Annotated in this window: 10 protein-coding genes; 4 read left to right on the plus strand and 6 right to left on the minus strand. The window is 72.4% G+C overall.

Annotated elements, in window-relative coordinates; translation table 11 throughout:
• Nucleotides 1-10: 10 nt before the first annotated feature.
• Nucleotides 11-1,237, minus strand: a complete 1,227-nt coding sequence (locus ACFC0Z_RS01625; RefSeq protein ID WP_376431581.1) for a cytochrome P450 — start codon at nt 1,235-1,237, stop codon at nt 11-13.
• A gap of 255 nt (nt 1,238-1,492) precedes the next feature.
• Here ACFC0Z_RS01625 and ACFC0Z_RS01630 point away from each other — a divergent pair, with 255 nt between their 5' ends.
• Complete coding sequence (locus tag ACFC0Z_RS01630; RefSeq protein ID WP_376431582.1) at nt 1,493-2,665, plus strand: cytochrome P450; 1,173 nt, start codon at nt 1,493-1,495, stop codon at nt 2,663-2,665.
• A 134-nt stretch (nt 2,666-2,799) separates the two neighbouring features.
• Here ACFC0Z_RS01630 and ACFC0Z_RS01635 read toward each other — a convergent pair whose 3' ends face one another.
• Nucleotides 2,800-3,771, minus strand: a complete 972-nt coding sequence (locus tag ACFC0Z_RS01635) for an acetylxylan esterase (protein WP_376431584.1) — start codon at nt 3,769-3,771, stop codon at nt 2,800-2,802.
• 263 nt (nt 3,772-4,034) lie between these two features.
• Between ACFC0Z_RS01635 and ACFC0Z_RS01640 the strand changes: the two genes are divergently transcribed.
• Entirely contained in the window at nt 4,035-4,316 is a 282-nt protein-coding gene (locus ACFC0Z_RS01640; RefSeq protein ID WP_376431585.1) for a hypothetical protein, read from the plus strand.
• A 48-nt stretch (nt 4,317-4,364) separates the two neighbouring features.
• Here the strand turns inward: ACFC0Z_RS01640 and ACFC0Z_RS01645 are convergent, their stop codons facing one another.
• Entirely contained in the window at nt 4,365-4,883 is a 519-nt protein-coding gene (locus ACFC0Z_RS01645) for a hypothetical protein (RefSeq protein WP_376431587.1), read from the minus strand.
• Nucleotides 4,884-4,991: 108 nt separating this feature from the next.
• On the opposite strand from ACFC0Z_RS01645, the gene ACFC0Z_RS01650 reads away from it, so the two are divergent.
• Nucleotides 4,992-5,981, plus strand: a complete 990-nt coding sequence (locus ACFC0Z_RS01650) for a 1-aminocyclopropane-1-carboxylate deaminase/D-cysteine desulfhydrase (protein ID WP_376431589.1) — start codon at nt 4,992-4,994, stop codon at nt 5,979-5,981.
• Nucleotides 5,982-6,108: 127 nt separating this feature from the next.
• Here the strand turns inward: ACFC0Z_RS01650 and lysA are convergent, their stop codons facing one another.
• The 3 genes from lysA to ACFC0Z_RS01665 form a co-directional block, all read right to left on the minus strand.
• On the minus strand, nt 6,109-7,419 hold the full coding sequence (lysA, locus tag ACFC0Z_RS01655; RefSeq protein WP_376431591.1) for a diaminopimelate decarboxylase: 1,311 nt from the start codon (nt 7,417-7,419) through the stop codon (nt 6,109-6,111).
• Nucleotides 7,420-7,553: 134 nt separating this feature from the next.
• Nucleotides 7,554-8,846: an ATP-grasp domain-containing protein gene (locus ACFC0Z_RS01660; protein WP_376431593.1), complete on the minus strand. Its 1,293-nt coding sequence runs from the start codon at nt 8,844-8,846 to the stop codon at nt 7,554-7,556.
• Nucleotides 8,843-9,826: an aldo/keto reductase gene (locus ACFC0Z_RS01665; protein WP_376431595.1), complete on the minus strand. Its 984-nt coding sequence runs from the start codon at nt 9,824-9,826 to the stop codon at nt 8,843-8,845. The genes ACFC0Z_RS01660 and ACFC0Z_RS01665 overlap by 4 nt, the downstream gene beginning before the upstream one ends.
• Nucleotides 9,827-9,960: 134 nt before the next feature.
• Here ACFC0Z_RS01665 and ACFC0Z_RS01670 point away from each other — a divergent pair, with 134 nt between their 5' ends.
• The gene (locus ACFC0Z_RS01670; protein ID WP_376431597.1) at nt 9,961-12,963 is read left to right on the plus strand and encodes an amino acid adenylation domain-containing protein; all 3,003 of its coding nucleotides are present in this window, start codon (nt 9,961-9,963) and stop codon (nt 12,961-12,963) included.
• The last annotated feature ends 49 nt before the right edge of the window (nt 12,964-13,012 follow it).

A 13,012-nucleotide genomic window follows, 5' to 3' on the forward strand; every position in this document is an offset into this window, starting at 1 on the left:
TTCCCCGGGCTTATCCCTCCGGCGTGAACACCACCGGCAGCGTCGCCATCCCGCGCAGGATCCCCTCCCGCCGGGTCAGGTCGACGTCCGGGTCGGCGAGCCGCAGATCGGGGAGGCGGCGGAGGAGCGTGCCGATCGCGATCCGCGCCTCCGCGCGGGCCAGCGGTGCCCCCAGGCAGAAGTGCACGCCGTGGCCGAAAGCGAGCTGTTGCGGAACCTCGCGGCGTGCGACGTCGAGGAGGTCGGGACGGTCGTAACGGGCGGGGTCGCGGTTGGCCGCCGCCAGGCCGACGATGATCATCTCGCCGGGCGGGATGGTCACGCCGCCGATCTCGTACGTGTCCACGGTGAAGCGCGCGACGCCCCGGCTCACCGGCCCCTCGTAGCGCAGGAGTTCCTCGATCGCGCCCGGAAGCAGCGAGGGGTCGTCCCGCAGCGCGGCGAACTGCTCGGGGTGGCGGAGGAGCGCGTGCATCCCGTTGGCGATGAGGCTCGCCGTCGTCTCGTGCCCGGCCAGGGTGAGCAGGATCGTCATGGCCGTCAGCTCGCGGTCGCTGATCTTCTCCTCGGCGTGGGCGGCACAGAAGGCGCTGATCAGATCGTCCTTGGGGTTCGCCTTGCGCTCGGCGATCAACGGCTCGAAGAACTCGGCGAGTTCGGCCCGCGCCTTCGCCCCCTTGGTGAGCCGCTCGGGGGTGTTGGGCGGCATGATGAGGCCGACCGCGAGGCGTGCGAAGTCGGGCTGCCCCTCGGCAGGGATCCCGATGAGTTCGCTGAGGACGGCCATGGGCAGCGGCAGGGCGAACTCGGAGACGAGATCGGCCGATCCGCGACTGGCGAAGGAGTCGACGAACGCGTCCGTGTGCGCCTGGACGCGGGGCGCGAGCTCCTCGACACGGCGGAAGGTGAAGGCCTTCGAGGCGAGGTTCCGCAGCCGGCTGTGGTTCTCCCCGTCGGCCACGAGCATGCTGGCCATCAGGACGTTGGTGCGCTCCTGGTGGTCCATCTCCTCCTTGAGGCCGGTGACCCCGACCGGGCTGCTGCTGAGCCTCGGGTCGGTCAGCGCGGCCACCGCCTCGTCGTAGCCGGTGACCATCCAGACTTCAAGGGTCGGATTCAGCCGGACGCGCTGGACGACTCCGTGCTCCCGGATGCGCTCGAAAAGCGGGTAGGGGTCGGGCTGTTGGGCGACGTTCACCGGGACGTCGTGAACAATCGTCTGCTCCTGGCCGGTCATCTTCCGTAACTCCCCGAAGGTCCGTGAAAGATCTGTGGCAAGTAGTCATACCAGCCACCCCAGTTGCGTGGTAGCGTCACCGGCGCTCGAACCGCATGATGCTCGAAGAGGAACCCGGCCACCCGCCGGGGACGTACGAGCGAGGCGTTCCGCCCCACCCGGCGGCTCGTCCCGCACTGCTCGACTCGGATGCAGTCACGGCCTCAACCAGGCCCAATGCGATGGGGGTTACGTTTCGTGGAGCAAGCGGCAGCCGTGGACCCGCTTCTGGATCTGGCCGGACCGTCGAACCTGCGGAACCCGTATCCGGCGTATGCCCGGATGCGTGAGGAGACCCCCGTCTTCTGGCACGAAACGCTCGGTTCCTGGGTCCTGACCCGGCACGCCGACTGCCTCGCCGTGCTCACCGACAGCGACCGTTTCGCCTCCGACTGGCGCCGCGCCGGGGAGGACATCCCCGCGCCGCTGCTCAGCGTGCAGACCCTGGACCCGCCGGAGCACACCGCCATCCGGCACCTGCTCCTGGACGGCTTCCGCGCCCAGGACCGCCGGGCGCTCCACGACGACCTGGACCACCAGATCAAGGACCTCCTGGCCGAGTTGGCCCGGCGGGACTCCTTCGACCTCGTCGGCGAACTCGCCGAGCCGGTGGCGCTCCGCTTCGTGACCGCCTTCCTCGGCGTCCCGGCACCCGAGCTCGACTGGTTCGTGCCCATGTCCCGTACCGTCGTCGACGGCATGGACGCCGGGCTCTGGCCGGAGAAGCACGAGCCGGCCGTCGCGGCCCGGGCCCGGCTCGCCGAGTACGCCGGCGGCTGGCTCGCGGACCCGCCCAAGGACGGCCTCATCGCCCACGTCGCCGCGCACGCGGCGGACAGCGGCGTTGAGGAAACGGTTCTGCGGAACAGTCTCCGCGCGGTCCTCCATGCCGGATACGAATCGGCCTCGCGCCTCCTCGGCAACGCCGCCGCGGCGCTCCTCACCACCCCCGGCGCGCCGGCCGCCTTCGGGGCGACCCCGGCAGCCGCCGTCGACGAACTCATCCGGTACGACGCACCCGTCCAGGCGGACGCCCGGGTCTGCGTCACCGACACCGCACTGGGTGGCGTCACCCTGCGGGCGGGGGAACCGGTCACGCTCCTCCTGGGCGCGGCCAACCACGACCCGCTCCGCTTCGACCACCCCACAGACCTGCGACTCGACCGCGCGCCCAACCCGCACCTCGGGTTCGGCCGCGGAGCCCACGCCTGTCTGGGCGCCTCCATGGCGATCCGGCTCGCCGGATCGGTCCTCGGGACCCTGGCCAGGGAGTACCCCGACGCGCGGGGAGTCGCGGAACCGGAACACCGGCGCAATCTGACCCTGCGCGGTCTCGACCGCTTCCAGGTCGCCTTGCGCCCAGGAACGGGGGAGGGGGTAGCACCATGAAGTACTGGCACTGAGACCCGTGAGCGTGGCGCCCGTCCGTGAGGCGCCACCCCGCCGGGGCCCGAGCCGGCTGTACGGCCCGGGCCCCGGCCCACACGTGACACCTGGCCCCGGTCCGTACGCCTCGTACGGTGTTACGCGCGCAGCCGCCCCGGCAGCCAGCGCAGCTGGGCGGCCTGCTGGAACGGCCCGCCGCCCTCGTGGTCGTTGAAGTCGTAGACCTCGATCTCCTTGTCCTCGACCGCGTACGCGTTGAAGGCGGCGAACACCGTCGACGGCGGGCAGGTCGTGTCCTCCAGCGCCGTCGAGAACAGCGCGGGCGCCGTGGCCCGGGCGGCGAAGTGGACCCCGTCGAAGTAGGCGAGGGTGTCCCGCACCCGCTGGACCTTCCCCCGGTGCGTCTTCAGGTAGTTCCCGATCTCCCGGTAAGGGGCGTCGTCGGTGATCGTCGTCGCCCGCGGGAAGTCGCAGAGGAACGGAACGTCCGGAGCCACCGCGGCCAGATCCGGCACGAGCCCGCCGACGGCGAGGGTGATGCCGCCGCCCTGGCTCCCACCCGTCACCGCCGTGCGCGCCGCGTCCACCAGCGGGTGCGAGCGCGCCGCCTCGACGGCCCGGACCGCGTCCGTGAACACGCGCCGGTAGTAGTACGTGGCGGGGTCCTCGATCCCCCGGGTCATGAAGCCCGGGAAGGCCGGCGCGCTGCCGACCGGGTCCGGGGTGTCACCGGGCGCCCAGCCGGAGCCCTGCCCCCGGGTGTCCATGAGGAAGTGCGCGTACCCGGCCGAGGCCCAGAGCAGCGGCGTGTGCGGCAGGCTGCGCCCGCCCCCGTACCCGAGGAACTCGACGACCACCGGCAGCGGTTCGGCCGTCCCGGCGGGCAGGACGAACCAGCCCTTGACCGGGTGCCCGTCGAATCCGGCGAACGTCACGTCGTACGTCTCTACGAGCGCGAGCCCCGTCTCGACGCGCGAGAAACGCGCGTCGAGCGCGTGCGTCCGCGTCTCGTCGAGGGTTTTCGCCCAGAAGGCGTCGAAGTCCGCCGGCTCCACGGACGTGCTGCGGTGGGCGCGGAGTTGGTCGATGGGCAGGTCGAAGTGACTCATGGGAACCGCCTGGGGCCTGGTGGAAAGGAAGGAATCACGTGCGAAGGGTCGACCGGCTCGCCCCGGTCCCGCCCACCCTAGTGCGCGACCGGCACCGATTCATATACATGAATACTTTTCGGGGTTCCCCGGAACGCGCGGGCAGACACGTGCGTCCGACCGCGCGACGAGACGTCCCGCGCGCCGATCACCGTGACATCCTCGGACGATGTTCCCCGCCGTGTCCGACTGCGGGCTCTCGTCGTCCTGCGCGAAGGGACACCATGTTCATCAGCCACATCGTCCGCCACGAGGTCCTGCACGTCACGCTCCACCGCGACCTCGACGTCACCAACCGGGCGGCGGCCGCCCTCCAGATCCAGGCCCTGGTCCAGGACCACCGCCCGACCCGCGTCGTCATCGCGGTCCCGGCCGCCGACCCCACCCCCGCCACCCTCAGCGCCCTGGCCCGCGCCCACCGCATGTGCGCCAGCCTCGGCATCCCGCTCGCCCTGACGGGCGCGAGCACCCGCACCCACCGGCTCCTGGACGTCAACACCGCCTGAGACGGGGGGCGGCGGGCCGCCGGGCCTTGGTCGAGGCCGGGCCGGGCCTCAGTCGAGGAAGGACTCCACCGACACCTCGTACGGCGAACCCGAGGAGAAGAACTCGGGACCGGGCCTCTCCTCGGCGTGCGCGAAGCTCTCGGGCGTCAGGAAGGAGACCAGCAGGGTGACCGCGCCGTCCTCGCGCGTGAAGTACAGGTCCTCCGGCCGGCCGGGCTCGGTGTGCCAGGGCACCGCGGACTCCGTCCACCCCTCGCGCCGCGCCACCTCCCGGTAGTACGGGAACACCTCGGCCCGGTCGCCGGAGAAGGTGTACGTCCGGTTGGCGTACACGACGACGTCGCCGCTGTCCGCCCAGCACCCGGCATCGGGTTCGCCGAAGGGCGCGGCCCGCGTGGCCCCGTCCGGCCGGTCGTCCAGGACGGAGAGCGCGTCCAGCTCCTTCACCCGCTCCTCGGTCCCGTCGCACCCCCGGAGCTCGGCGACGAGCAGGGCGCACCCGCTCAGCCCGCCGGCCAGCAGGGCGGTGGACAGGAGCAGGACGGTCGAGCGGATCCGCAGGCGCAAGGTCTCTCCCTTCGACGGGGCCGGTCCGTTGACCGTTGGCGGCGGAGCCGGGAAACTGCGGCGGCCGTCCGCCGACGACCCGCCCCCCCCCGCGTGCCCGGAGAGAATATGACCACACCGCTGCTGCACCGGCACCACCCCGAACTCGCCCGCACCCTCCCGTTCCTCCGGCTCGGCGACGCCCCCACGCCGGTCCGACGGCTGACCGGACCGGCCGTCCGCTCCGACCTGTGGTGCAAGGACGAGAGCGGGTACGGCTCCGGTGGCTGGGGCGGCAACAAGGTGCGGAAGCTGGAATGGCTTCTGCCCGAGATCCGGCGGCGCGGCGCGCGGACCGTCCTGACCGTCGGCGCCACCGGCACCAACTGGGGCCTCGCGGCGGCCCTGTACGCCCGCGAGCTCGGGATCGGCACGGCGCTCGCGCTCGTCGACCAGCCCGAGGACGCGCACGTGCGCGAGCAGCTGCGCCGACTGCGGCAGTCCGGCGCCACGATCCACCGCACGCGCACCAAGGCGCGGACGATAGCCCTGGCCCCCTGGCTGGTCCTGCGCCACACGCACGGACTCCGGCTCCCGTACTACCTGCCGGCGGGCGGATCGGCCCCGGTCGGCGTCCTCGGTTACGTCGAGGCGGGCCTGGAGATCGCGGATCAGGTGGCCGCGGGAGCACTGCCGGAGCCCCGCCACATCGTCACCGCCGTCGGCTCGGGCGGCACGGCCGCGGGCCTGGCCCTGGGCTGCGCGATGGCCGGACTGCGCTCGCGGGTCCTGGCCGTGGTCGTCAACGACACGCTGCCGCTGTCCACGGAGGACCTGACCCGCCTGGCCGACCGGACGTCGACCCTCCTCCGTGACCGGGGAGCCACCGCCGCGCCACCACCCCTCGCGCTGACCGCGACCCGGTCCCACCTGGGCGCGGGCTACGGCCACCCCACTCCCGAGGCCACGGCCGCCGCCGCGACGGCCTCGGCCCTCGGCCTCCACCTGGACCCCGTCTACAGCGCGAAGGCCTTCGCGGCGGCCCTGTCACCGGACGTCGAGGGCCCGGTCCTGTTCCTGAACACCTACGGCCCGAGGGGCTGCGCGAGGCCGGACTAGGTCGCGGCCCCGGCCCCGGCCCCGGCCCCGGACCCGGCCCCGGGATCGGGATCGGGATCTGGATCGGGATCGGCGAAGGCGCCCGGCGGATCGTCTCCGCCGGGCGCCCGAAACGGTGCGGACTTCGTCAGATCCGGCTGCCGGGCAGTCCCAGCTCCGCGGCGACCAGGTCCTCGTAGGTGTCCCGGCGCCGGATGAGCCGGCTGTCGAAGCCCTCCACGAGGACCTCGGCGGGACGCAGCGACGAGTTGTACTGGCTGGCCATGGTCATGCCGTACGCGCCCGCGCCGAACACGGCGATGAGGTCCCCCTCGCGCAGCGCGGGGAGCGCGCGGTCGCGGGCGAGGTAGTCGCTGGACTCGCAGATCGGTCCCGCCACGTCGTACGTGACGGAGCCGTCGAGGCGGAGGCTCTCGGTGCGCGCGGGCGGGATGACGCCGTCGGCGGGGCGGACCGGCCACATGAAGTGGAAGGCGTCGTAGAACGCGGCCCGGATGAGGTTGTTCATGCCCGCGTCCACGATGGCGACGGTGCGGTCACCGGCCTGCTTGAGGTACCGGACGCGGGTGAGGAGGATCCCGGCGTTCGCCGCGATGGAGCGGCCCGGCTCCATGACGACGCGCCCGCCGGCTTCGACGAAGGGCCGCAGCACGGGGACGATGGCCTCCGCGTAGTCCTTCCAGCCGGGCGCGCTGCCCGTCTCGTACGCGGCCGCGAAGCCGCCGCCCATGTTGATGAGCTCCACGGTGTGACCGGCGGCGCGCAGCTCGGCCTCCAGGGCGAGGATGCGGGTCAGCGCGCGGACGTACGGTTCGGGGGAGTGGATGGGCGAGCCGAGGTGGACGTGGAGGCCGGTGAGCCGCAGGTGGGGCAGTTCGGCGGCGCGCGCGAAGATGTCCGCGACGCGCTCCAGGTCGACCCCGAACTTGCTGCCCCGGGTGCCCGTGGTGGTCTTCTCCGGGGTGTTGTGGCCCTCGACGTCGGGGTTGACGCGGACCGCCACGTTCTGCGGTCGGCCGGCCTTCGCCACGACGCGGGCGAGCAGTTCGAGCTCGGACTCGGACTCGACGTTGATGCACCCGATGTTGTGCGCGACCGCCTCTTCGAGTTCCTCCTGCGACTTGCCCACCCCGGCGAACACGATGCGCTCCGGCGGGATGCCGGCCGCGATCGCCCGGTGCAGTTCGCCGCCGCTGACCACGTCGGCTCCGGCGCCGCCCGAGGCCAGTTCGCTCAGCAGGTGCAGGTTGCTGCACGTCTTCACGGCGTAGCAGACCAGGGGGTCGAGGTCGGCGAAGGCGGCGCTCAGGTCGGCGAGGTGGGTCGCCAGGGTGGAGCGCGAGTAGACGTAGGTGGGTGTGCCGTACTCGGCGGCCACGTCCTGGAGGTCCACCCCCTCGCAGCGCAGCGATCCGTTCTCGTACGTGAAGCTGTCCAACGTGCGTCCTTCCCCGGAGTGCTGATCGGGGAGAAGTCTAGTGGCGCACGCTGGACGACGTGACGTCAGAAACCTTTGCCCACGGGGCATTTGGGCGCCGGTTTCACTCCTCCGGGTGCTCGCCCCGCGAAGTTTCACACACCGCTGTCCGGGGACCCGTACAAGGCCTTCCGTTCCAGCGCCCGGACCTGCTCGTAGTCGCGCTCCACCTGATCACGGCTGTCACTGACCAGGTACAGGTGGCCGGGTGAGCTGAACAGGTCGACGGTCCGGCGGACGGGGGTGCCCGGTAGCAGGGCGTCGGTGGATCCGCACAGGTAGCTGGGCAGCTGTCTCACCTCGTCCAGGGCGACGGCGTCGACGTGTCCGTCCGCCGGGGCGATGAGGACGACCACCCTGAGGTGCTTGTCCAGCCGGTACTCGCTGCCCGGCAGGGAGGCGAAGCCCGCGGGGTCCGTGTACGCGTCCACGGTCAGGGACACCTGGCTGTGACCGGTGGCGGCCTGGGGCCCGCGCGAGGTCACCGACCCTTCGAGCCGGGCGCCCGTCTCGATGAGGACGGGCCCGCGCGGGGTGAGCATCACCTCGGAGTGCGCGGGGCCGTGGTGGATGCCCAGGGCGTCGAGCACCCGGCCGACGTACTCGGCCAGCGCGCGCTGGGTCGCGCCGTCGGCCGGGAGGAGGTCCTGGTAGTCGTAGACGACGGCGCCGTCGACGCCGACGCGCTGCTCGCGCCAGATCTCGTGGATGAAGTGCCGGCCGTCACGGCTCACGGAATTGACGAAGTACTGCTCTCCTGTGAGGAGTTCCTGACCGAGCACTCGGTCGTTGAAGCCGCCCATCTGATCGTGCTGTCCGATGATCCCGGCGAACGCCTGCCGGGCCTCGTCCCGGTCGGCGCAGATCGTCACGGAGTCCGAACCCGCGCTCGCGAGGGGCTTCACGACGAGAGGCCAGTGGCCGTGGCCGTCAGCCCAGTCCAGGAGCTCGTCCAGGTCGTCGGTGGCGAGACTGGCGGCCGCGGCGACTCCCTGGTCGGCGAGGCGCCGGGCCATCGCGTACTTGTCGCGGCGGCACGGGCTCAACTCCGTGCCGTTTCCCGGCAGCCCGAGCTCCTCGGCCAGTCGGTCGGCGGTGTGGACCCCGGACTCGGAGCCGACGACGACCAGCTTCGGCGCGTAGGCGCCGAGCCGCTCCGCGAGGTCGTCGTCGGAGGAGCTCAGGACCGCGAGGAAGTGCTCGGGCGTGAAGTGACGGAGCAGCGAGTCGGGCACCTGGTCCGTGCTGAGGACCGCGACGGCGTCCCAGCCGCGACGGGCGAATTCCGGGGCGAGTTGGGCGCCCGTGCTGAACGGGTCGACCACCGCGACCACAGGCCTGGTCGCCGCGACTGCGGGCCCGGTCGCCTCGACCACGGGCTCGCTCACTGCGACCACTCCGTCGGCAGACGGTCCCACCGGTGCCCGCGCAGCGCGCCGAGGAGTTCCGCGGAGAGCGCGGTGCCGTCGCTGACGGAAAGGTTCGCGCGCACATGGGTGGGGGTGCGCATGCCCGGGATCACCGTGTGCACCGCCGGGTGGTGCAGGATGAACCGGAGGGCCAGCTCCGGCATGGTCATCGTCTCCGGCACCACGGGGCGCAGCTTCTCGGCCCGCTCGACGCTCGCGGCCAGGTTCTCCGGCACGAAGTAGCTGTTGCGCCAGTCGCCTTCGGGCCAGCTGCTGTCCGCCGTGAGCGTGCCGGTCAGCGTTCCCTCGTCGAACGGGACACGGGCGATCACGCCGATGTCGAGACGTTCGCAGACGCCGAAGAGCTCGTCCTCGGGTGCCTGGTCGAAGATGTTGTAGATGACCTGGACGGAGTCGACGAGCCCGGTCTCCAGGGCGGCCACCACGTTCTCCGGCTCCCAGCGGTTGACGCTGATGCCGACGGCCTCGACGAGACCCTGACGCTTCATCCGCTCCACCTGCCGCAGCCAGTGCGGATCCGAGGCCCAGGAGTCCTCCCACACGTGGTACTGCATCAGGTCGACGCGGTCGGTGCCCAGGTTCTCCAGGCTGTACCGGAGGTACTCCTCGACGTGGTCGTCGGGGAACACGTCGACGAACCGGGCCTCCTTCGACGGCGGCCAACGCCGGTCGAGCGGTGGGATCTTGGAAGCGATGTGGAGGAGACGGTCGGCATGGGACCGCCGGAGCCCGCCGAGCAGCTGTTCGCTGTGTCCGCGACCGTAGATCCACGCCGTGTCGAAGAAGTTGCACCCTCCCTCGACGGCGAGGTTCAGGGCCGTGCGGCCCTCGTCGTCGTTCGCCCCGCTCCAGCCGCCGGTCCCACCCCCGATCCCCCACATGCCGTAGCCGATCTCGCTGACCTGCCAGCCTGTACGTCCGAAGCGACGAAACCGCACCCGCCGAGCCTTCCCCAACGTAGTGTCATGACCTTGCAACCGTACAACGCCCGACCTGCCGACAGCCGGTGAAAGGAGCAAAGGTGCGGCCCGATCTGAGACGTAGGTTCTTGGCGGACTTGCAAGGGCGCCGGGTGCCCTATCCCACCGACCGGACCACGATCCATCTGTTCGAAGACCAGGCCCGCGAGCACCCGGGACGCCCGGCCGTGCGCTGGGCGCGGGGCTGCCTCACCTACGGGGAGCTCGACCTGCTGGCGGGCCAGTGGGCCTCCGCACTGCGCGAACTCGGGCTGGCCAGAGGTGATTTCGTCCCTCTGGTCACCGGCGGCGGACCCGCTCTCCCCATGATGATGCTGGCGTCCATGAAGCTCGGCGCCGTGTTCGTGCCGGTCGACGACGCCTGGCCCCCGGCGCGGCTCGCCGAGAGCCTGCGCCGGCTGCGCCCTCCGGTGGTCGTCCTGACGAGCCCGGGGGACGTTCCCGCCGAGGGGCTGACGGTGGTCCGTGTCGACGGCGCGATACCCCCGCCGGGTCCCGTGGAGCCGGTGAGCCGTGCGGTCCCCACGGTGGACGACATGGCGTACGGCTTCTTCACCTCGGGGTCGACGGGAGCGCCCAAGTGCGCGCTCAACCGGCACCTCGGCCTGCTGAATCGTTTCCTGACGATGACCCGCCGCTTCGGCGGCCAGCACGACGTGGTGCTGCAGAACAGCCGGCACGTCTTCGACTCCTCCCTGTGGCAGCTGCTCTGGCCGCTGACCAAGGGCAGCGAGGTCGTCCTGCCGGAGCGGGAGGGCATCCTCGACCTGCTGCTGACCGTGGAGGAGATCGCCGCCTACGGGGTGACGGCGACCGACTTCGTGCCGTCGGTCTTCAACATGCTGGTGGAACTGCTCACCGTCGACGAGGGCATGCGCGAACGGCTCGGCTCGCTGCGGCATCTGCTCATCGGCGGCGAGGAGATCGACCCGGCGGCGGTACGGGCGTTCCGTGCGATGCTGCCCGGCGTCACCCTCACCAACACGTTCGGGCCGACGGAGGCGTCCATCGGTTCGGTCTTCCACGAGATACGGGACGAGGACGACGGCGCCATCCCCATCGGGCGGCCCATCGACAACACCTGGGCGGTCGTCCTGAACGCGCGCGGCGAGCCCGTCGAGCGGGGGACGGTCGGCGAGATCCATCTCGGCGGCGACTGCCTCGGCATGGGCTACCTGGACGATCCGGAACGCACGGCGGCGGCCTTCCCGCCCAACCCGTTCCCCGAGATACCGGGGCCGGTGCTGTACCGCACCGGCGACCTGGCGTGGCAGCGCGCGGACGGCGCGCTGATGTTCGCGGGGAGGAGCGACCAGCAGATCAAGCTCAACGGTGTGCTCATCGACCTCCTGGAGGTGGAGAGCGCCGTCATGGAGCACCCCGCCGTACGCCAGGCCAAGGCCGTCGTCCACGGCGAGGGCGACCTGAAGATCCTGGTGTGCTGCGTCGTCCTCGACCCGGCCGCCTCCGGCGTCACCACCGAGACACTGGCGCGGCACTGCGCGAACACCCTGACGGCACAGGCCGTGCCGCGGGTGTTCCTGCCGGTGCGCCGGATCCCGCTCAACCCCAACGGCAAGACGGACCGGCGGGCGCTCCGGGGCGAGGTGGCCGCCCTGCTGTCCGGCGAGCGCACCGCGCGGACCTCGGAGGATCCCGGCACCCTCACGGGGCCCCAGCGGCGGCTGGCCTCGCTGTGGCAGGAGGTGCTGCCGCACGTCGACGCGGAACAGCTGGGACCGGACGCGGACTTCAGGGCGTGCGGCGGTACGTCCCTGACGCTCCAGCGACTGGCCGCGCTGGTCCTCCGTACCGTGGGAGTCCGCGTCGCCCCCGGCGCCCTGGCGGCGGCGGGCACCCTGGCCGAACAGGCCGGGCTCCTCGACGCCCCGGGCGGCGCCTGGTCACCCGCGGCGGACGCCCAGCTGCACCTCGACATCCAGCTGGCCTCCACGCTCGCGGCGGCTCCGGGCCCCCTCCCGGCGCACGAGCCCCGGGAGGTGCTGCTGACCGGCGCCACCGGATTCCTGGGGGCGCAGGTCCTGACCGAACTCCTGGACCGCACGGACGCGGTGGTGCACTGCCTGGTACGGGCCGACGGCCCGAGCGAGGCGCGGCGCAGGATCGCCGAGGCGCTCGGGGACCGCGATCCGCGGCGGGTGGTCGCGCTGCCCGGCGACCTGGCCCGGCCGCGCCTCGGCCTCGACGCGGCGACCTGGCGGTCGCTGGCCGACAGTGTCGACTCCGTGCTGCACGTCGGGGCTCAGGTGAATCTGCTGCTCGGCTACTCCTGGCTGCGCGAGGCCAACGTGCTGGGGACGGCCGAGGTGCTGCGCCTCGCCACGACGGGACGGCCGAAGCGGCTGCATCACGTCTCCACCCTGGCCGTACTGCCCCGGGTTCCCGTCGGCGACCCGGCCGGGCCGGCGGGCGGCGACGCGGTCCGGGAGCCGGCGCGCGAGGAGGAGCTCCCGCCCGTCGCGCCGCGCCACGGCTACGAGCGCTCGAAGTGGGCGGCGGAGCGGATCCTCGTCGACGCGCGGGCCCGGGGCGTCCCGAGCACGGTCGTCCGCCTCGGCGAGGTGATGGCCCACTCCCGTACGGGCCGCGGCAACCCGGTCTCCACCCTGGAGCTGCTGCTGCGCGGGTGCCGGAGTCTCGGCCTCAGGGTGGCGACGGACGCGGTGACCGACTGGACGCCGGTGGACCAGGCGGCCGCCGCGGTCGTCGCGGCCCTGCTGACCGGGCGCGACAACGAGACCTTCCACGTGATCAGGCCCGGGACCGTGCGGGTCGAGGCGCTGCTCGACCTCCTGGACGAGCGGGTGCCGCTGCGGAGCGTCGGCTACCGGGAGTTCCACGCCGCCGTCACCCGGGGCGGGGACCGGGGCGAGCCGGGCCTCCAGGCGCTCCAGTCGCTGCTGACCGATCCGGACGCCGCCGGGCCCGACGCGCTCTCCGACCTGTTCCACGACGGGTGGGCGACGGCCTCGTACAAGCTCGGCGCGGAGCTCGCCGAGGCGTGCGGGCTGGACTGGGAACCGGTGCGGGGGAGGGAACTGGACCTCTGCGTCGGTGCGTTGACAAACGACTGACGCCCGTACGCCGGTGCCCCCGCCCGTACGACGGGCGGGGGCACCGGCG

It is taken from the genome of Streptomyces sp. NPDC056144 (assembly GCF_042264145.1).
In the GTDB taxonomy this organism is placed as follows: Bacteria; Actinomycetota; Actinomycetes; order Streptomycetales; family Streptomycetaceae; genus Streptomyces.